Origin of the sequence: Novosphingobium sp. THN1, from assembly GCF_003454795.1 — a bacterium.
GTDB lineage: Bacteria > Pseudomonadota > Alphaproteobacteria > Sphingomonadales > Sphingomonadaceae > Novosphingobium.
The window spans coordinates 2,879,911-2,898,658 of the sequence record NZ_CP028347.1 but is presented as its reverse complement, the minus strand read 5'-3'; the positions used below and the strand labels follow the sequence as shown (position 1 = coordinate 2,898,658).

Here is an 18,748-nt window from a genome sequence, read left to right as displayed (position 1 = left end):
CGATCAGACGCCTTCCAGCGCATATCCTGCCGAGCGTACGGTGCGGACCGGATCGGCGGCACCGGGGATGGCGATGGCCTGACGCAACCGGCGGATGTGAACGTCCACCGTGCGCAGTTCGATGTCGCTGCCGCTGCCCCATACCGCGTCGAGCAACTGCCCGCGCGAGAACACGCGACCGGGATGTTCCATGAAGTGCTTCAGAAGGCGAAACTCGGTCGGACCGACCTTCATCGGCATGCCGCGACGCATCACGCGGTGAGCGGTCGGGTCAAGCGACAGGTCGCCGACAGTGATCGTCTCGCCGGCAAGGGCCGGGCGTACGCGGCGCAGTACCGCTCCGACGCGCGCGATCAGTTCGCGCGGGGAGAAGGGCTTGGTGACGTAATCGTCCGCGCCGATCTCCAGCCCCCGAATGCGGTCGTCCTCGTCCGAACGGGCGGTGAGCATGATGATCGGAACGTGCGCCGTTTCCTTGTTACGACGCAGGCGACGGCAAACTTCGATTCCGCTGGTGCCACCGATCATCCAATCGAGCAGCACGAGGTCGGGCGCATCTTCGGCGGCAAGGAGCAAGGCCTCGTCGCCATCGTCGGTGGTGCGCACATCGTAGCCTTCGCCGCGGAACCGGTATTCGACCAGTTCGGCGAGGGCGGTGTCATCTTCAACCAGCAGCAACTTCGGAGCAGGCACGCAAACCTCCTTGACGGTCAGTTTGCCAAGACACGACCAATGTTACCGCCTTGTGACGAAACCCGAAAAGGGATTCACGCTGGCGGCAGCACTTCCTCACGGTCCGGCAGGTTCATGCCCGTTGCGGCGTAGTAGACCATTTCGGCGATATTGGTGGCATGGTCGCCAATGCGCTCGATATTGCGTGCGACGAACAGGAGCTGTGCGGCGCTGCTGATCGTGGCGGGGTTCTCGACCATGAACGAGACGAGGTTGCGGAAGATCGAATCGTAGAACGCATCGACCTTGGCATCACGCTGGACGATCTCCGCCGCGGCAACCGGATCACGCGCGGCGAACGCTGTCAGCACATCGTGGACCATTTCGGCCGCGAGGTCGTTCATGGCCGGGATCAGCGTCAGCGGCTCGAAGCGCTTGCGCCCTTCGATGATGCCGACGCGCTTGGCGATGTTCTTGGCGTAATCGCCGATGCGTTCGATCACGCCGGCGATCTTGAGTGCGGCGATGACTTCGCGCAGGTCGTCGGCCATCGGCGCGCGCAGGGCGAGGACGCGGATTGCAAGTTTGTCCACCTCGGCCTCGAGCTGGTCGATGCGCTTGTCACGGGCGATCACGCCAGCGGCAAGGTCATGGTCGCCGCGCAGCAGCGCATCCATGGCTTCTGACACGGACAATTCAGCGAGTCCGCCCATTTCCGCGACCAGGCCGCGCAGCCGGGTGATGTCCTCGTCGAATGCCTTGACGGTATGTTCGGCCACCATGTCTTCCCCTTACCCGTAACGCCCGGTGATATAGTCCTTCGTCCGTTCCTCGCGCGGATTGGTGAAGATATCCGAAGTCTTGCCGTATTCGACGATCTTGCCAAGGTGGAAGAACGCCGTACGCTGCGATACGCGCGCGGCCTGCTGCATCGAGTGGGTGACGATCACGATGGCGTAGCGGCCACGCAGTTCGTCGATCAGTTCCTCGATGCGCGCCGTGGCGATGGGGTCAAGCGCCGAGCAGGGTTCATCCATCAGGATCACTTCGGGGTCCACCGCGATGGCGCGGGCGATGCACAGGCGCTGCTGCTGGCCACCGGAAAGCGCGGTGCCGCTGTCATTCAGGCGATCCTTGACCTCGTCCCACAGGCCGGCCCGGCGCAGCGACTGCTCGACGATTTCGTCAAGTTCCGCCTTGCTGCCGGTGATGCCGTGGATCTTCGGGCCGTAGGCGATGTTCTCGTAGATCGACTTGGGGAAGGGGTTCGGCTTCTGGAACACCATGCCGACGCGCGCGCGGAGCTGCACCACGTCCATTCCCGACTTGTAGATGTCCTCGCCGTCGAGCAGGATGTCGCCTTCGACCCGCGCGCTGGCGATGGTGTCGTTCATCCGGTTGAGCGTGCGCAGGAAGGTTGATTTGCCGCAGCCCGAGGGGCCGATGAAGGCGGTGACATAGCGCTGCGGGATCTCGATCGAGACGTCGTCAATCGCGCGCTTTTCGCCGTAGAACACCGAGACGTTCTTCGCGCTCATCTTCGACGGTGCGTCGAAGTAAGGCTTGTCGTCCTGCTTCACTGCAGTCTGGATCGCTTCAGCGTTCATTTTACCACCGCTTTTCGAAACGGTTGCGCAGGTAGATCGCAAGGCCGTTCATCAGGAGAAGGAAGACGAGCAGGACGACGATCGCTGCGCTGGTGCGCTCGACGAAGCCACGGTCGATCTCGTCGGACCACAGGAAGATCTGCACCGGCAGCACCGAAGACGGCGCGGTGAAGCCCGAGGGTGGGCTGGCCACGAACGCGCGCATGCCGATCATCAGCAGCGGCGCGGTCTCGCCCAGCGCGCGGGCCATCCCGATGATGGTGCCGGTGAGGATGCCGGGCAGGGCAAGCGGCAGGACGTGGTTGAACACGACCTGCACCTTGCTCGCGCCGATGGCGAGGGCAGCGTCGCGGATCGAGGGCGGCACCGCCTTGATCGCGTTGCGTCCTGAAATGACGATGACCGGCATGGTCATCAGCGCCAGCGTCATCCCGCCGATCAGCGGGGCAGAGCGATAGTGCGGGAAGAGCGCGAGGAACACTGCGAGGCCAAGCAGACCGAATATGATCGAGGGCACGGCAGCGAGGTTGTTGATCGAAATCTCGATCCACTCCGTCCAACGGTTCTTCGGTGCATATTCTTCAAGATAAAGCGCCGACAGCACGCCGACCGGGAAGGCCAGGATCAGCGTGATGAACATCGTCAGGATCGAGCCCTTGAGGGCGCCCCAGATGCCCACCGATTGCGGGCTTGTGGCATCCGACCGGCTGAGGAAGCCCTTGTCGAACGTGCGGACCAGTTTGCCTTCCGATACGAGCCTCTTCGCAAGCTGCTGCATTGCCGGCTCGCCTTCGCCACGCTGTGCTGCGGCAAGGTCATCGCTGGCCGGAAGCGAGGCGCTGTAGGTGCCACCCAGCAGGGAGGGGTCCTCGACAATGGCAGTGGCCACTTCGCGCCAGGCTCCTTGTCCGACAAGGTCATCGGCTTCGGGGCCGAGCGCCGTCTTCGCTGCGCCCTCGACCACCTTTTCGAGTCCGGCAAGTTCGAGGCCGCCCATGGGATCAGGCTGGGCAAGGCGCTTGGCATCGATCTGCATCGCGCCGGCTAGCGGAACGTCAAAGCGCACCTCGCTGCGCTGGAAACCGGCAATGCCGGCAGAGCTCATGTTGATCAACAGGAATGCCAGCATCAGCGCCGAAAAGGCGACTGCGGCAAACCCGAGCCAGCGGAAGCGCCTGTCGGCGGTGCGGCGGCGCGCCAGCCCCTTGTCCATCAGCGCCCGCCTGCGCGCCTGCACGTCAGAAGTGGTCTCGGTCATCGCAGGCTCACTCATAGGCTTCGCGGTAGCGCTTCACCACGCGCAGTGCGATGAAGTTCAGCGTCAGGGTGACAAGGAACAGGACCATGCCAAGCGCGAACGCGGAAAGCGTTGCGGGATGGTCGAAGCTGCCTTCGCCGGTCAGCATGGCGACGATCTGGAACGTCACCGTGGTCATGCTTTCGAACGGGTTGGCGGTCAGGTTGGCCGAGGCGCCTGCGGCCATGACAACGATCATCGTCTCGCCAATGGCGCGGCTGACCGCGAGCATCACACCTGCGACGATGCCGGGCAGGGCGGCCGGGATCAGCACCTTGCGGATCGTTTCCGAAGTCGTCGCGCCCATTGCAAGGCTGCCGTCGCGCATCGCCTGCGGCACGGCGGCGATGGAGTCATCCGCCATCGAGGAGACGAAGGGGATGATCATCACGCCCATGACGAGGCCTGCCGCCACCGCGCTTTCGGTCGATGCGCTGGATATGCCGATGGCCTGCGCGGCGTCGCGCACCATCGGAGCAACGGTGAGAGCCGCGAAATAGCCGTAGACCACCGTCGGCACGCCCGCGAGGATCTCGAGCAGGGGCTTCAGCACCTTGCGCACGCCATTGCTGGCATATTGCGTGAGGAAGATCGCGCTCATCAAGCCGAGCGGGATAGCCACGATCATGGCGATGATCGCGCCGATGTAGATCGTGCCCCAGAACAGCGGAATCGCGCCGTAGTCGGCTCCATCCGGCGTGCCCGAACTCATCGGGTCTGGCGACCAGTGCGTGCCGAACAGGAAGTCCAGCGGCGAGACCATGCCGAAGAAGCGCACGGTCTCGAACACGAGGCTGACGATAATGCCGATCGTGGTGAGGATCGCCACCAGCGAGGCGATCAGCAGCAAGCCCATGACCGCGCGTTCGACACGGGTGCGGGCGGTGAAATCGGGCTTGAGGCGCAGGAAGGCAAAGGCGCCGCCAGCAAACGCGACGAGGATCGTGACGACCAGGCCGATCGAATCATAAAACGTGATGGCTTCGCGGTATGGGGCGATGAGGCCCTGCGCTTCTTCATTGAAGACGCCGAAGGCCCGCCCTTCGGCAACGGCGCGGGCTTCAGCCAGCATCGTCTCGCGCTCGAAGCCGAAGCCCGGCAGCAGTGATGCAGCAGGGTCGGCCATGACCTGGCTGGTGATCAGCACCGGGCTGATCGCGTTCCACAGCAAGGCGAAGAGCAGGGCTGGGACGCCGATCCACAGGGCGACGTACCAGCCGTGAAAGTTGGGCAAGGAATGTAGGCGGACGCCGGGCGCAGACTTGCGGAACGCCCAGGCGCGGGAGCGTGCCGCCAGCCAACCGAACAGGCTCAGCCCAAAGGCGAGCAAAAGCAGGATGGATGGCGACATGACCCCCGACTTACTCCAATTCTTACTTCAGCTGCGAACCATCAAGAACGGGAAGGTCGTTAACAGCCTTCGCGCTCCCCGCAAGCACATCGTCAGGTGCAACCACCATGCCGAGCTTGGCAAGTGCGCCATCCTTGCCCCAAAGCTTTGACCATTCGGTGACAAAGCCCTGCAGGCCAGGAATTGCCTTGAGGTGTGCCTTCTTGACGTAGATGTAGAGCGGACGCGCACCCGGATAACTGAAATCCGAGATCGTGGCATAGGTCGGCTCGACCCCCTTCATCGTCAGGCCCTTGATGCGGCCCTTGTTCTCTTCGAGATAGGAATAGCCGAAGATGCCGATGGCCTTCGGGTTCGCCTCGATCTTCTGGACGATCAGGTTGTCGTTCTCGCCCGCGTCGACATAGGCGCCATCGTCACGCACTTCGCTGCAGACCTTGTCGTGCTTTTCCTTGTCGCTGTCCTTGAGCGCCTTCATTTCGGCGTTCTCGTCGCAGCCCTTGGTCAGGATCAGTTCCTTGAGCGCGTCGCGCGTGCCGGAGGTCGACGGCGGGCCGTAGACGAGGATTGGCTCGTTAGGGAGCGACGGATTGACGTCCTTCCACGTCTTGGCGGTGTTGGGCTTGCCATAGGGGTTCTTGGCGAGCGCTTTGTAGACGTCTTCCGGAGTCAGCGCGATGCCGGGGCCGCCCTGCGCCTCGGCGAAGGCCACGCCGTCGAGACCAACCTGGATCTCGACGATGTCCTTGACGCCGTTCTTCTGGCAGTCCTCGAACTCGGACTTCTTCATGCGGCGCGAGGCGTTCTCGATGTCGGGGTGCTGGGCGCCGACGCCGGCGCAGAACAGCTTCATGCCCGCGCCCGTGCCGGTCGATTCGATGATCGGCGACTTCAGCGACGGATCGGACTTGGCGAGCGATTCGGCGACGGCCTTCGCAAAGGGGTAGACGGTGGACGAGCCGACCGCGCGAACCTGGTCGCGGGTGGCCGCTTCCTGGCTGCCGCAACCGGCAAGAGCAAGTGCGCCGAGAGCGGCGGCGGAAAGCGAAATGGTGCGAATCATCGACATTTGTCCTGAGCCTTCATCCGTGTTGGCAAGGGCCCAATGCGACGGTTCCGTGACAGGTTTATGACAAGGCTGGAAACGCGCGGTCAATCTGCAGAAACATTCGCCGCTGGCGCAAGCGGGATGCGCACCGTGACGGTCGTGCCGACACCCAAGGTCGAAGCAATATCCAGCTTGCCGCGATGGCGTTCGACAATGTGCTTGACGATGGCGAGGCCGAGGCCGGTGCCCCCTGCCGCCCGGCTGCGGCCGGGATCGGTGCGATAGAAGCGGCGAGTCAGGTAGGGCAGATGATCGGGGTGGATGCCTTCGCCGCTGTCGGTCACGACGAGTTCGACCTCGCTGCCATGGACGGCAAGATCGACACTGACCGGCTGCGCCGGGTCGCCATATTTCAGGGCGTTGTCGATCAGGTTGCGGACAAGCTGATCGAGTTGCTGACGATCGCCAAGGACCACACCTTCGTCGGCACGCACCACGACACGGCCTTCGCCGATGGTCATGGCCGTTTCGCTGGCGATGCTGCCGACCATCTGGCCCAGATCGATGCGGTCGCGCGGAAGTTCGTGCTTTTCGGCTTCGATTCGCGAGAGCGACATCAAATCTTCGACGAGGCTCTGCAGTCGGCGAGCTTCGCGCAGCACGGTCGCGTGGAATCTGGCGGCCGTCGCTTCGTCCACCTTCGCGTCCGGGTCGGCCAGTGTTTCGATGTAACCGATGATCGAGGCGAGCGGCGTGCGCAGCTCGTGGCTGGCGTTCGCGACGAAATCGGTGTGCGAGCGGCTGATGTCCGCTTCGGCAGTGCGGTTGACCATCTCGATCAGCGAGAACCGCTCGTCGATCGGCACGCGGCTGACCTGCCAGATCGAACGTGCGCCGGTCAGCCCCCGAACCAGAGCTCGCCCTTGTGGCTTCTTGAGCAGGTCGATGGCCTCGGGGTGGCGTAGCGCGACGCGCGCGTCCTGCCCGACGATGTGTGCGCCCAGTTCCTCGCGCGCGGCGGCATTGGCGGCTGCAATGCGCTGTCCATCAAGCATGAGGACGGGAAGGCCGAAGGGCTCGACCAGTTCCACCATGGCCTGGCGTGACACGCTACCATCGTCGCGGTCGAGCGTTTGGACCACGGGCTCGGGGCGCGCCAGCCACAGTGTTGCCAGCCAGACGACCAGCACGGCGAGCGACATCCAGAAGCCTGCCCCGCCCAGAAACATGACGACGCTCGCGCACAGGGCGACGAAAATGCTGGGAAGTGGCAGCGACAAACCCTTCATCGAATCATGCCGTGTGGATTGTTGTTGCCCGCGAATCGCCGATCCATGTGTCGGCTTCGTTGCAGCGCGGATAGGCGAGAGCAGGCAGGGCGCGCAAGCGCGGGGCGTGGTAAGTCACAATTGGTCTGTGAGATGTGCCTGCTGAGGAACTTCAAAATTCAACCACAAACGGTGGTGACCCCTACGGGAATCGAACCCGTGTTTCAGCCGTGAGAGGGCCGCGTCCTGACCGCTAGACGAAGGGCCATTCCGCTGGAAGGCCTTTGCGTTGCGCCGCCGCTTCACCTCCCGAAGGAGGGAAGCAAGTGGTGACCCCTACGGGAATCGAACCCGTGTTTCAGCCGTGAAAGGGCCGCGTCCTGACCGCTAGACGAAGGGGCCACTGGGCTTGCGCCGCTGGGCAGGTCCGCGCCTCTAAGGGGAGGATGGCGGGGCGTCAAGCGGCGAATTGCAGAAAAATTTCAGTCGGCGAATGCGGCGTCCTCCACATGGAGTTCTGCAGCGGGGCGGCTGCCCCAGTCGTCGATCTTGGCACGCCCGGCCAGCCAGAACTGTCGGCCCCGCGAACCGTGCAGCAATGCCTGGCCCATTTCGCTCTGCGCGGCGCGAAATGCGATCGCCTTGAACGAGTGGCCATCCGCGCCTGCCGCCACCATGCGCACATGATCGGTGCCGACCAGATCGCATTTCACGAGCCTTACGGGACCAACGGCGACACGCGGGCCGGGCCAGCCTATTCCGAAGGGGCCAGCAGCGTCGAGCGTTTCGACCAGCGAGGGACGCAAGCCGCCGGGCGCCAGCGACAGGTCCAGCAGCAACGATTGCGCGCCTCGCGCACCCGTCACGTCGCGCGCGAGTCGCGCGTCCAGCCAGTCCGCCAGCGCATTGAGCCGCGCCGGATCGATCGTCAGCCCGCAAGCCATGGCATGGCCGCCGCCTGCGACGAGCAGCCCGGCCTCGCGCGCAGCTATCACTGCAGCGCCCAGGTCGACCCCGGCGATAGATCGGCCCGAGCCTTTGCCCAAGCCTGCCTCGTCTGCATCAAGAGCGATTACCAGCGAAGGCTTGCCGGTCTTTTCCTTGATTCGCCCCGCCACGATGCCGATTACGCCCGGATGCCAGCCGCGCCCGGCCAGAACCATGACGGCACGGTTATGCTGCGCAGCGATCTGTGCCTCGGCCGCTTCCTGCACTTCCTGTTCGATCGCGCGCCGTTCATCGTTGAGGCGGGACAGCTGCGCCGCAATCTCCCGAGCCTCATCGGGGTCCTGGGTGGTCAGCAGGCGCACGCCAAGCGTGGCTTCACCCACGCGGCCGCCTGCGTTGATTCGCGGGCCTAAGGCAAAGCCGAGGTCGCTGCATGTCGGCGCGCGCGACAGGCGGCTGGCGTCGATCAGTGCGGAAAGGCCGATGTTCTCCCGGCGAGCCATGATCTTGAGACCTTGCGATACCAGCGCGCGGTTTAGGCCCTTGAGTTGAGCCACGTCTGCCACGGTGCCGAGTGCCACAAGGTCGAGCAGGCCCATGAGGTCGGGCGCCTTGCGGCTTTCGAAGTATCCGCGTCCGCGCAGTTCGCGGACCAGGGCCACGGCCAGGAGAAAGGCCACGCCTACGGCAGCGAGATGGCCATGCGCGGCAGCCTCGTCGCATTCGTCGAGGCGATTCGGATTCACCAGCGCAGCAGCGCGCGGCAGCTCAGGCGAGCATTTGTGGTGGTCGACAACGATGACGTCGACCCCGGCCTGCGCTGCCGCATCAAGCGCTTCATGCGCCATTGCCCCGCAATCGACGGTAACGATCAGCTGGCTGCCCTGCTGGGCGAGGCGGACGAGCGCTTCGCCTGAGGGGCCATAGCCTTCGAGCAGCCGGTCCGGGATATAGTGGCCGGCGCTAACACCAAGATCGCGCAGGAGCAGGATCAGCAGTGCTGCGCTTGTTGCGCCGTCCACGTCGTAGTCCCCGTAGATCGTGATCTTCTCGTTGCGCAGGATGGCGTCGGCCAAGCGCCGCGCAGCTTCGTCCATGTCCCGAAACAGCGAAGGGTCGGGCAGGAAATCACGCAGGGTAGGGCGGCGATGACGTTCGAGATCGTCGGGGGAGACACCACGCGAAAGCAGCAGTTGCGTGACAATGGCTTCGTCGCCGTCTCGGCCACTGCCGCTCTGCCCGAAATCCATGTTGCCGCCGCGCCAGCGCCAGGCCTGGCCCGAAAGGGATCGTGTAATCGCAGTGACTGGAATCATCCGTTTGCGCTATACCATGGCGCTCTCTGCGGAAAGGGGAAGGGAGTGTGCGGTGCCGCACCGGCCCGTACGAATCCCCGACGCATAAGGTCGCATCGAATCCGTGGCGGCAGTTCTCTGTCGCAAGTCCTTGAGGAGGATGCAGGAATGCGTGTGATAACCGGTTCTGTGATGGCAAGCGGACTGATGCTTGCGGGCGTTGCTGCGGGAGTGGTGGCGCAACAGGCAACCGCCCCCGTCGCCAGATACGAGATGCGCGCCGAGACGATGTCCGGTTTTGGCGGTATGGGTGGCGGTGGCGGCGTCGGCGCGGCCATGGCGATGGCCATGGGAGGCTCACCAAAGGCGCAGCACATGCTCTGGCTCGATCTCGGAACATCGCGTGCCGCGGCAGATGGCAAGCCGAAAGCCGAGCATTTCATGCCGGCAGGCGCAAAGCTCGGGAAATCGGTCCTGCTCAAGACACCGGTGAGCAAACCTGTCGAGCCGGGAACGACCGATTTTCAGCGGCCCAAGGGCCGAATGCTGATCTTCTGGGGGTGCGGGGAACACGCGCCGAAGGGGCAGCCCGTCGTCATTGATTTCAGCAAGCTCGCCGCAGGGCAAGTCCCGCCGGGCCTATGGACCACCACCGTTCCCGTCGACCGCTGGGTCTCGCCTTCGTCGGCGCGGACCTACGGCACGTGGCCCAGCGATGACGGCAAGTCCGCCAAGCCGGATTCGTCGCTATTGGGCGCGCACCGTATCGTATCGAACTATTCGCCGGAGCTGTCGTTCAGCCTGGCCAAGGACTTCATGAGCCCGCTCAATGCGTCGAACAGTGCAATGGGCAGCGGCGCCACTGTGCTGCGCTGGGGCGCAATTCCCGACGCTACGGGTTACTATGCCATGATCATCGGCGGAAAGCAGGCGCCCAGGGGGCAGGATATGATGGACATCGTGTGGTGGTCATCGAGCGCTGCGCGTCAATTCGGCGGCGGACTGTCGGACTGGCTGGCACCGCAAACGGTGGCGAAGCTGGTGGCTGACAAGACGGTCATGTCTCCGCAGACCACAACCTGCACCGTTCCTGCAGAGGTAAAGGCGGCGGCGCCCGACTACATGTTCGGCACGCTCCATGCCTATGGGCCGGAAGAATCCTTTGCCTATCCTCCCCGCCCGGCGGACCCGAAAGTCAAATGGGTGCCGGAATGGACCGCGCGTATTCGCCATCGTTCCACCACGGGCTTCCTCGTTGGAGTCGAAGGCTTTGGTGGCGCCTCCGCTGCGAGCCAGCAGGAAGCGCCCAAGCCGCAATGCAAGCCCAAGAAGAAAGGGCTGGGCGGATTGCTCGGAGGCGCGATCGGCGGCGCCATCGGCGTGCCGACGTCTGGCGGGGATGGCTGCTGAGGGATGGCAGGTGGCCTCGCCGTCATCTGGCACAGTCGCACCGGCACAGCACGGGCGATGGCCGAAGCTGCTGCCGGTGGGGCCGAAGCCGAAGGTGCCTGCCGACTGATCGAAGCAGAGTTTGCGGTGCCAGAGGACTTGCTCGAGGCGGCGGGTTACCTGTTTTGCTGCCCTGAAAACCTTGGTTCGATGACCGGAGAGATGAAGGCGTTCTTCGATCGCTGCTATTACCCACTGCTCGGCCGGATCGAAGGTCGAGCCTATTCGGCGATGGTTGCGGCCGGCACGGATGGAAGCGGCGCGGAGCGTCAGCTTGACCGAATCGTCACCGGTTGGAGGCTCAGGCGGGCGGCAGCAACGCTGATCGTCAAAACAGGCGCGCAGACTCCCGAAGAGATCCTTGGCCCCAAGCGCGTGCCGGAGGCACTTTTGCAGGATTGTCGAAATCTGGGACGGGCCATGGCGGCCGGTCTGGCGTTGGGAGTTTTCTAAAGCTTTCGAGCTTATGGACCAAAACCAAGCTTTCCCGGATGCAGCGTGACTCGACGCATCCTGAGGACTGTGCAAATTGGGGCCGTGGCTGAAAGGTGGGCAAGTGGACGCGAGTGACCGGTCTGCAGTTTGCGCACCCCTTGCAGCACTTCTCTACCGGGCCGAAGCGCTGCCAGCTCTGGCCGATGTCCTGAATGGGCCCAAGCGCGGCTTCGGATATTCGGTATCGCATGCGCCCGATGCTTCGGAAGGCTGGGTTGAACTGCTAGCCAGCGGACTGACATTCGATCTGCACGGACTGAAGGACGGGCCTTCCGCACCAGCATCACCCATCGCCACTACGATCGGGCTGTCCCAACCAGATATCGGCGAGATGCGCTGGCTTACGCTTGCTCCAGGGCCGCACCTCGCCGGTGCCGGCGGCCTCTTGCCGGTTATCCGAGTCGCGGCGATGCTTCTGATCGAGCTTGCGGAAATGAGCCAAGCGGAAGGGATTTCGTGGATTCCCGCCCATCTGGTTCTAAAACCGGGATTATTCGGGCAGGCCGTGATGCCGTGGCTGGAGGGCGGACCTTTCCCGGCTCCGGCATTTGTCGCGATGCATCGACTGGATGATGGCTCCATGGCTTCCAGAGGGCTTAATCTATTGATGGGGCAGGAGTTTATACTGCAGCCAGGCAAGTCCGAAGATGCTTCGCTGCTGCCTCGCACCGCCGTTCGGCTGGTTGACTGGCTGGTTGCCCACGGTCCCGTCCTGCAACCGACGCGGGCAATTCTTGCCGGAACGGGGGCAGTCAGTCTTGAGGCGCAATTCGGGAGTCCTATCCTTGCGCGGTGCGACTGAAACGGAACCAATCTCAACCTGAAAGGGCCTGTCTGCCGTTCGGCAGCGTCAACGTGCCTGGCCAGGCAGGATATTGCCCGGACCAGCAGCGTCATCACCTCGTTCCCCGTCAGGTCCTGAGCTTTCCGGCTTTCCGGAAAATGATCGACACGCTTGGCCACGATCGGCTCGGGGTTCACGACTTTCGCCGCAACGGACAACTGTTGCCGGGGTCCGAGCATGCCGCGCTGCGCGCCGGCTTGCCGCTCCATCGCGGCCCTCACCGTGCCTACAACGAATTGGTTATCGAGCGAATCGGGCAGATCGAGGCGGACTGGTCCCAAGCGCGACGCAAGGGGGCGGTGACGGCCGATTTCACGGCCCTGATGCGCTTCGACTTGCTGCAGCGTGCCTTGCGCCGACGCTTTCTCGATCCACGCAATTGGTCGCGCATGCCGTTGAACACGCGCGACCCGTCGCTCGATTTCAGCCATCTCGATGACATGGCCGAGCTGTTCTGGACAGATACTGCGGCCGTGCAGCGGGCGAACTAAACCTGCGTCAGCGCAGGAACGATGCAGAATTCTCCGTCAGTCTTGCCGCTGCCTCACGATATTCGCGCTCGAGACGGTCCACTCGGCTCGCGACCGGTTCTACAGCAGTGACGGCGCCGATGCCTTGGCCGGAACCCCAGATATCCTTCCAGGCCTTGGCGTCAGTATTGCCGCCCGATCCAAAATTCATCTTGCTCGGATCACTTTCGGGAAGGTTGTCAGGATCGAGCCCTGCGTTGACGATCGAAGAGCGCAGATAGTTGCCGTGCACGCCGGTGAAGAGGTTCGAGTAGACAATATCGTCCGCGCGGCTGTCCACGATGGCCTGCTTGTAGGCAGCATTGGCATTGGCTTCTTCGGTCGCAATCCAGGCAGAGCCGATGTAGGCAAAGTCAGCGCCGAGCGCCTGTGCGGCAAGCACCGAACGTCCGTGGGCAATCGCGCCCGACAGTGCGACGAGGCCGTCGAACCACTCGCGGATTTCCTGCATCAGCGCGAACGGGGATTGCGCCCCTGCATGGCCGCCTGCGCCGGCGGCAACCGGGATGAGGCCATCTGCGCCCTTTTCGATTGCCTTGCGGGCGAAGCGATCATTGATCACATCGTGCAGGACAATCCCGCCCCAGCCATGGGCCGCGTTGTAGACATCCTCTCGCGCGCCCAGCGACGTGATGAGCATCGGCACCTGCCACTTCGCACAGAGCGCCATGTCTTCGTCGAGGCGGTTGTTGGTCTTGTGGACGATCTGGTTCACGGCAAATGGGGCAGCCGGGCGGTCGGGGTTAGCGCGGTTGTGGGCGGCCAGCTCCTCGGTAATCTGATGCAGCCATTCGTCGAGCTGGCTGATCGGGCGCGCATTGAGCGACGGGAACGACCCAACGATGCCTGCCTTGCACTGGGCAATGACCAGCTCCGGGCAGGAGATGATGAACAGGGGCGATGCAATAACAGGCAAGCGCAGGTTAGCGAACAGCGGAGGCAAGGGCATTCGGCTCGTGTCCTTCAACGGAGGCTTAATCGAACGGTTAAAGTGCTAGGTGATGACAAGCCGCCTGTCTAGGGGAGCATGTCCTCAATGCCGTAGAAGCGGGCCGCAGTGCCGGCAAATAGCGCGCGCTTCTCGCTCTCGGGCGCGCCTTGGGCCAGCCGCTTGAAGGCGTTCCACAGCACGGTATAGCTGGCACCCCATTTGTCGACGGGGTAATTGCTCTCGAACATCGCACGCTCCGGGCCGAATGCCTCGATGCAGGTCTCGATGTAAGGGCGCCACATGCCGGCCAGCGTCTCCGAAGACAGTCCCGCCATCGGACCCTGTTCCGGCAATGCGCAGAACGACATGGCAAGGCCGCCAAGCTTGATCGAAACATTCGGGCATTCGGCAATCTGCCGGATCATGTTGCGCCAGCCATCGAAGCGTTCGTGCAGTTTGCCGTGATAGCTCGCTGTGCCAAGCGGTGTGCCGCAGTGATCGAGGCAGATCGGCTGGTCCGGAAAGGCGCGGGCAAGGCTGAGCACGTCACCCAGTTGCGGCTCCAGCAGCCAGGCATCGAAAGTGAGGCCGAGCTCGCCGAGATGGCGGAAGCCCTCACGGAACTTGTCCGAGAGATAGAGTTCCGGCGGCGCGTGGAACGGCGGACCTAGCACGTCCGAATTCGCGTCCCAGGCACCTTGGTGGCGGATGCCGCGAAAGCGCCCGTTTCCTGCCTGCATGAGCGCTTCGAGGACAGGGCGCGCGGCATCGCCCAATTGCAAGTCGGCGTGGCCGATGATGGCGGCACAAGGACGGAAGTCTCCATAGAGACCGCTCGCACCCTGTGCGGCGACGCCGTTGACGTACTCGACTTCGCCCACCGGCTTCATCGCCGGTTCGGCACTGGCGCGGTAGAAGGCACCGCATTCCATGTAGACGGTGGCCACCACGTTGTGCCCACCACGCGCATCGGCCAGCAGTTGGTCGAACGTGTAATAGGCCGAATGCGTCAGCGTTTCGATGAAGGGATGGCGGGGTTGCGGAAACGCTGCGATCAGCGGGCGCAAGTCCCACAAATGGTGATGCGGATCGATGATTGGCAGTTCGGGTTCGAGAATCGCTTCGTCGGCCATGCTGTCCTGTCCCGTTGCGCGCCTCTTGCGGGCACGGACGGAACTATGGCGGAAGGATTGCTGCGAGCAAGCTGGTATTTAAGCGATCGGTTGAACGGGCGGCTGCAGAGGCCGCCCGTATAACGATCATGCTGCAGCGTTTGCTGCGCTCAGAACTGCACGAACCGATGCGGTCGCTACGTCCTCGTCGATGCCAACGCCCCAGATGGTGCGGCCATCGGTGGTCTTGCATTCGACATAGGCCGCCGCGCGGGCGTTGCTGCCGGCGCCCATGGCGTGTTCCGAATAGTCGGTGATGTCGATGTCGACGCCGAAGCCATCCTTGAGCGTGGCGACGACCGAAGAGATCAGGCCATTGCCGCGGCCCGAGACCGACTGGACCTTGCCATCGACTTCGATCTTGCCAGCGAAGATGCGCGTGCCATCCGGGCCGCGCGCTTCCTCGTAGTCGACCAGTTGCAAGTGCTGTGGTGCATCAAGGCGATAGGCCTTGCGGAACACGCCCCAGATATCTGCCGCCTGGAGTTCGCGACCGAGTTCGTCGGCCAGTTCCTGGACATGGCGGGAGAAATGCGCCTGCATCTTCTTGGGCAGCTTCAGGCCCTGGTCCTGTTCCAGCACCCAGGCAAAGCCGCCCTTGCCGGATTGCGAATTGACGCGGATCACCGCTTCGTAGCTGCGGCCGAGGTCAGCCGGATCGATCGGCAGGTAGGGGATCGCCCAGAGCTCGTCATTGCGCTGTTCCTGCGCGGCGAAACCCTTCTTGATCGCATCCTGGTGGCTGCCGGAAAACGCGGTGAAGACCAGTTCGCCGCCATAGGGGTGGCGGGGATGGACAGGCAGCTGGTTGCAGTATTCGACCGTCTGGATCACTTCGTCGATGTCCGAGAAGTCCAGCTCAGGGTCTATCCCCTGCGTGTACATGTTGAGGCCAACGGTGACGAGGCAGCAGTTGCCGGTACGCTCGCCATTGCCGAACAGGCAGCCCTCCACGCGATCGGCCCCGGCCATCAGGCCAAGTTCGGCCGCTGCGACGCCAGTGCCGCGATCGTTGTGGGTGTGCAGGCTGATCACCGCTCGATCGCGGTTCGGCAGGTTGCGACAGAAGTACTCGATCTGGTCGGCATAGATGTTGGGCGTTGCCGCCTCGACCGTGGCCGGCAGATTGAGGATGATCGGCTTGTCCGTCGTCGGCTGGAGAATCTCCATCACCGCCTCGCAGCACTCGATGCTGAAATCGAGTTCGGCGGTCGAGAAGGTCTCCGGGCTGTATTCGAAGTGCCAGTCGGTCTGCGGGAAGCGTGCGGCCTGATCGCGCAGGTGCTTGGCTCCGGCGATGGCGATCTCGCGCACGTCCTTGCGGTCCATGCCGAAAACCACGTTGCGCCACAGCGGCGATACCGCGTTGTAGACGTGGACGATTGCCTGCTTGGCTCCGGCCAGGCTTTCGAACGAGGTCTTGATCAGGTCCTCACGCGATTGAGTCAGGACCTGGACGAAAACGTCATCTGGAATGCGGCCGGCATCGACGAGGCCACGGATGAAATCATACTCGGTGGCTCCGGCAGAGGGGAAGCCGACCTCGATTTCCTTCAGGCCAACCTTCAGCAAAAGGTCGAAGAAGCGGCTCTTCTTTTCCGCATCCATCGGGTCGATCAGCGACTGGTTGCCGTCGCGCATGTCGGTAGACAGCCAGCGCGGCGCCGTGGTGATCGTCTGGCTGGGCCATTGGCGATTGGGCAGGTCAATCTGCGGGAACGGACGGTACTTGGCCGAAGGGTTCTTGAGCATGGTCATGAAGGTGCACTCGAATTTTCTGGATTTTGGCGGTTGTGCTTCTGATCCCCTGGGCGCCGTGCGCGCCGGGAGATCCCGCGCGTCAGCTCACGCCCAAGGGCGGATAAGTCGCAGGGTAAGGTCCAGTCGAGCGGTCATGCCACAAGCCTATGGTGAATCGTGGGCCACTTGTCCAGAATGAATGCAAGCAGACAGGGAGAGGAAGGCCATGAATATTGCGCCGTTCACCGTCGAGATACCGCAATCCGCGATCGCAGACCTGAATCGGCGCATCGACATGACGCGGTGGCCCGAGAAGGAAACCGTCGACGACTGGTCGCAAGGTGTGCCGCTTGCCGCCCTGCAGGACTTCGTTGCCTACTGGCGGCATGGCTACGATTGGTACGCCTGCCAGCAGATGCTGAACTTCTGGGGCATGTTTGAAACCGAGATTGATGGCCTGATGATCCGGTTCATCCATGTACGCTCGTCCCACGCAGGCGCGCGGCCGCTGCTCCTGACCCATGGCTGGCCCGGCTCGATCCTCGAGTTTCGCCGCTGCATTGCCCCGCTGACTGAGCCGGAGCAGCATGGCGGTTCGGTGCAGGATGCCTTTCATGTCGTGATACCCTGCCTGCCCGGCTACGGGTTCTCTGGCAAACCCGTGACCAAGGGCTGGAGCGTCCAGAAGATCGCGCAAGGCTGGGGTGAATTGATGAAGCGGCTGGGCTATGACCGGTGGCTGGCGCAGGGTGGCGACTGGGGCTCGGCCGTGACGACTGCGCTCGGCGTGCTGAAGGTCGAAGGGTGCGCCGGCATCCATCTCAACATGCCGATCGCAAGACCGCTGCCCGAGGATATGGCCGCGCCCCAGCCCGACGAGGCGAAGGCGCTCGAGCGTTTGCAACATTACCAGGACTGGGATTCAGGCTACTCCAAGCAGCAATCCACGCGTCCACAGACGGTCGGCTACGGACTGGTGGATTCGCCTGTCGGCCTCGCTGGCTGGATCTACGAGAAGATGTGGGCCTGGACCGACAATGCCGGGCGTGCCGAGGACGCCCTCAGCCGCGACGACATGCTCGACAATCTCATGCTTTATTGGCTGCCGGCGGCCGGGGCATCATCAGCCCGTCTCTACTGGGAGAGCTTTGGCAGCTTTGCCCCCGCGCAGATCGACATCCCGGTCGCTGCTACGGCGTTTCCGAAGGAGATCATCCCGGCCCCGCGCAAGTGGTTCGAGCGTACATGCTCGAATCTGGTCTATTGGGGCGAGCAGGAGAAGGGCGGGCACTTCGCTGCCTGGGAGCAGCCCGAAGCTTTCGTGAAAGAGCTTCGGGCTGCGTTTTCGCTGATGCCTTGAGAGTTTACTTCTTTTCGAAGGCAACGGTGATATCGAGCTTCACTTCATCCGAGACGAACGGAAGGCCGTACTTGACGTTGAAGTCCGAACGCTTGAGCGTTGCCTTGCCGTGGAAGCCCAGCGTGGCTGCCTTGCTGAAGGGGTTGGTTCCAGCACCGGCAAACGTTGCGTCAATGGTTACCGGCTTGGTGACGCCATTAAGGGTCAGGTCGCCGGTGATCTTCGCGCTCATGCCATCGGCGCCAGGTGCAACACTGGTCGAAACGAACGTGGCGTCGGCAGGGGCTGCACCGAAAAAGTCGGCGGGCTTGCCGTCAGCTGCCGGCTTGAGCAGGTGGGCGGTAAGTCCGGTGCTGGCGGTCATGACCTTGCTGACCGGAATCTTGACCGAAACCTTCGCTGCGGCGGGATTCGCCGGGTCGATGTCAAGCGTGCCCGAAACGTCGCCAAACAGGCCGAAGTAATCGTTGAAGCCGAAATGGCTCACGCGCCACCCTACCAGCGAGTGGCCGGCATCGGCAGTGTAGGAGCCAGCCACGACACGCGCCTTGTCGGCCTTGCCGGGAACTTCGGGCATCTGCGCAACCATCGGCGCAGCCGCAGCGGCGAGAGCGAGAGGAAGGGCAAGCATGAGGGCACGCGGCATACGCGAGAGCTTCGGCATCGGGATCTCCTTGGGGAGGATGAGGAGCACCTTGGTTGCCAAAGTGCTACGACCGAAGCAAGCAAAACTCCCGCTGT

17 protein-coding genes and 2 tRNA genes are annotated in these 18,748 nt (G+C 63.4%); 5 read left to right on the top strand and 14 right to left on the bottom strand.

The window, feature by feature from the left end:
• Nucleotides 1–3: 3 nt before the first annotated feature.
• From phoB to recJ, 10 genes are all read right to left on the bottom strand, one after another.
• Entirely contained in the window at nt 4–693 is a 690-nt protein-coding gene (gene phoB, locus C7W88_RS14390; protein WP_118074054.1) for a phosphate regulon transcriptional regulator PhoB, read from the bottom strand.
• 74 nt (nt 694–767) lie between these two features.
• Entirely contained in the window at nt 768–1,454 is a 687-nt protein-coding gene (gene phoU / locus C7W88_RS14385) for a phosphate signaling complex protein PhoU (RefSeq protein WP_039331329.1), read from the bottom strand.
• Nucleotides 1,455–1,463: 9 nt separating this feature from the next.
• Entirely contained in the window at nt 1,464–2,279 is an 816-nt protein-coding gene (gene pstB / locus C7W88_RS14380) for a phosphate ABC transporter ATP-binding protein PstB (RefSeq protein ID WP_062342130.1), read from the bottom strand.
• A gap of 1 nt (nt 2,280) precedes the next feature.
• A complete protein-coding gene (gene pstA / locus C7W88_RS14375) occupies nt 2,281–3,552 on the bottom strand; it encodes a phosphate ABC transporter permease PstA (RefSeq protein ID WP_118074053.1) in 1,272 nt (423 codons plus the stop codon).
• Nucleotides 3,545–4,927 (bottom strand): phosphate ABC transporter permease subunit PstC, encoded by a 1,383-nt coding sequence (pstC, locus tag C7W88_RS14370; protein ID WP_118074052.1) that lies wholly within the window; start codon nt 4,925–4,927, stop codon nt 3,545–3,547. Before pstC ends, pstA begins: the two co-directional genes overlap by 8 nt.
• Before the next feature lie 22 nt (nt 4,928–4,949).
• Nucleotides 4,950–5,990, bottom strand: coding sequence for a substrate-binding domain-containing protein (locus C7W88_RS14365; protein ID WP_370073144.1), 1,041 nt, complete (start codon nt 5,988–5,990; stop codon nt 4,950–4,952).
• 89 nt (nt 5,991–6,079) lie between these two features.
• Complete coding sequence (locus C7W88_RS14360; protein ID WP_118074050.1) at nt 6,080–7,264, bottom strand: cell wall metabolism sensor histidine kinase WalK; 1,185 nt, start codon at nt 7,262–7,264, stop codon at nt 6,080–6,082.
• A 172-nt stretch (nt 7,265–7,436) separates the two neighbouring features.
• Nucleotides 7,437–7,510: transfer RNA gene (locus tag C7W88_RS14355), tRNA-Glu, on the bottom strand.
• Nucleotides 7,511–7,570: 60 nt separating this feature from the next.
• A tRNA-Glu gene (locus C7W88_RS14350) sits at nt 7,571–7,645 on the bottom strand.
• Between the two features lie 80 nt (nt 7,646–7,725).
• A complete protein-coding gene (recJ, locus tag C7W88_RS14345; RefSeq protein WP_118074049.1) occupies nt 7,726–9,507 on the bottom strand; it encodes a single-stranded-DNA-specific exonuclease RecJ in 1,782 nt (593 codons plus the stop codon).
• A 147-nt stretch (nt 9,508–9,654) separates the two neighbouring features.
• Between recJ and C7W88_RS14340 the strand changes: the two genes are divergently transcribed.
• The 4 genes from C7W88_RS14340 to C7W88_RS14325 all read left to right on the top strand — a co-directional run bounded on the left by C7W88_RS14340 (nt 9,655) and on the right by C7W88_RS14325 (nt 12,765).
• Entirely contained in the window at nt 9,655–10,896 is a 1,242-nt protein-coding gene (locus C7W88_RS14340) for a hypothetical protein (protein WP_240344686.1), read from the top strand.
• A gap of 3 nt (nt 10,897–10,899) precedes the next feature.
• The gene (locus C7W88_RS14335; RefSeq protein ID WP_118074047.1) at nt 10,900–11,388 is read left to right on the top strand and encodes a flavodoxin family protein; all 489 of its coding nucleotides are present in this window, start codon (nt 10,900–10,902) and stop codon (nt 11,386–11,388) included.
• 103 nt (nt 11,389–11,491) lie between these two features.
• Complete coding sequence (locus C7W88_RS14330; protein WP_118074046.1) at nt 11,492–12,232, top strand: hypothetical protein; 741 nt, start codon at nt 11,492–11,494, stop codon at nt 12,230–12,232.
• Nucleotides 12,223–12,765 carry an AHH domain-containing protein gene (locus C7W88_RS14325; RefSeq protein WP_370073143.1) on the top strand — a complete coding sequence of 181 codons (543 nt, stop codon included), beginning with the start codon at nt 12,223–12,225 and terminating at the stop codon, nt 12,763–12,765. Before C7W88_RS14330 ends, C7W88_RS14325 begins: the two co-directional genes overlap by 10 nt.
• A 7-nt stretch (nt 12,766–12,772) precedes the next feature.
• On the opposite strand, the gene C7W88_RS14320 is transcribed toward C7W88_RS14325, so the two are convergent.
• From C7W88_RS14320 to leuA, 3 genes are all read right to left on the bottom strand, one after another.
• Nucleotides 12,773–13,753 carry a nitronate monooxygenase family protein gene (locus C7W88_RS14320; RefSeq protein WP_118074044.1) on the bottom strand — a complete coding sequence of 327 codons (981 nt, stop codon included), beginning with the start codon at nt 13,751–13,753 and terminating at the stop codon, nt 12,773–12,775.
• A gap of 68 nt (nt 13,754–13,821) precedes the next feature.
• Entirely contained in the window at nt 13,822–14,868 is a 1,047-nt protein-coding gene (locus tag C7W88_RS14315; protein ID WP_118074043.1) for an amidohydrolase, read from the bottom strand.
• A gap of 126 nt (nt 14,869–14,994) precedes the next feature.
• Nucleotides 14,995–16,665: a 2-isopropylmalate synthase gene (gene leuA, locus C7W88_RS14310; protein WP_118074042.1), complete on the bottom strand. Its 1,671-nt coding sequence runs from the start codon at nt 16,663–16,665 to the stop codon at nt 14,995–14,997.
• A 208-nt stretch (nt 16,666–16,873) separates the two neighbouring features.
• Between leuA and C7W88_RS14305 the strand changes: the two genes are divergently transcribed.
• On the top strand, nt 16,874–18,007 hold the full coding sequence (locus C7W88_RS14305; RefSeq protein WP_118074041.1) for an epoxide hydrolase family protein: 1,134 nt from the start codon (nt 16,874–16,876) through the stop codon (nt 18,005–18,007).
• A 4-nt stretch (nt 18,008–18,011) separates the two neighbouring features.
• Here C7W88_RS14305 and C7W88_RS14300 read toward each other — a convergent pair whose 3' ends face one another.
• Nucleotides 18,012–18,671: a YceI family protein gene (locus C7W88_RS14300; RefSeq protein ID WP_118074793.1), complete on the bottom strand. Its 660-nt coding sequence runs from the start codon at nt 18,669–18,671 to the stop codon at nt 18,012–18,014.
• Between the last annotated feature and the right edge of the window lie 77 nt (nt 18,672–18,748).

What these genes read in the sequence shown, in the direction of transcription:
- leuA (WP_118074042.1), bottom strand. Translation starts at nt 16,665, where the DNA reads ATGACCATGCTCAAGAACCCTTCGGCCAAGTACCGTCCGTTCCCGCAG.
- recJ (WP_118074049.1), bottom strand. Translation starts at nt 9,507, where the DNA reads ATGATTCCAGTCACTGCGATTACACGATCCCTTTCGGGCCAGGCCTGG.
- pstC (WP_118074052.1), bottom strand. Translation starts at nt 4,927, where the DNA reads ATGTCGCCATCCATCCTGCTTTTGCTCGCCTTTGGGCTGAGCCTGTTC.
- phoU (WP_039331329.1), bottom strand. Translation starts at nt 1,454, where the DNA reads ATGGTGGCCGAACATACCGTCAAGGCATTCGACGAGGACATCACCCGG.
- C7W88_RS14315 (WP_118074043.1), bottom strand. Translation starts at nt 14,868, where the DNA reads ATGGCCGACGAAGCGATTCTCGAACCCGAACTGCCAATCATCGATCCG.
- C7W88_RS14365 (WP_370073144.1), bottom strand. Translation starts at nt 5,990, where the DNA reads ATGATTCGCACCATTTCGCTTTCCGCCGCCGCTCTCGGCGCACTTGCT.
- C7W88_RS14305 (WP_118074041.1), top strand. Translation starts at nt 16,874, where the DNA reads ATGAATATTGCGCCGTTCACCGTCGAGATACCGCAATCCGCGATCGCA.
- pstA (WP_118074053.1), bottom strand. Translation starts at nt 3,552, where the DNA reads ATGAGTGAGCCTGCGATGACCGAGACCACTTCTGACGTGCAGGCGCGC.
- C7W88_RS14360 (WP_118074050.1), bottom strand. Translation starts at nt 7,264, where the DNA reads ATGAAGGGTTTGTCGCTGCCACTTCCCAGCATTTTCGTCGCCCTGTGC.
- C7W88_RS14335 (WP_118074047.1), top strand. Translation starts at nt 10,900, where the DNA reads ATGGCAGGTGGCCTCGCCGTCATCTGGCACAGTCGCACCGGCACAGCA.
- C7W88_RS14320 (WP_118074044.1), bottom strand. Translation starts at nt 13,753, where the DNA reads ATGCCCTTGCCTCCGCTGTTCGCTAACCTGCGCTTGCCTGTTATTGCA.
- C7W88_RS14340 (WP_240344686.1), top strand. Translation starts at nt 9,655, where the DNA reads ATGCGTGTGATAACCGGTTCTGTGATGGCAAGCGGACTGATGCTTGCG.
- pstB (WP_062342130.1), bottom strand. Translation starts at nt 2,279, where the DNA reads ATGAACGCTGAAGCGATCCAGACTGCAGTGAAGCAGGACGACAAGCCT.
- C7W88_RS14300 (WP_118074793.1), bottom strand. Translation starts at nt 18,671, where the DNA reads ATGCCGAAGCTCTCGCGTATGCCGCGTGCCCTCATGCTTGCCCTTCCT.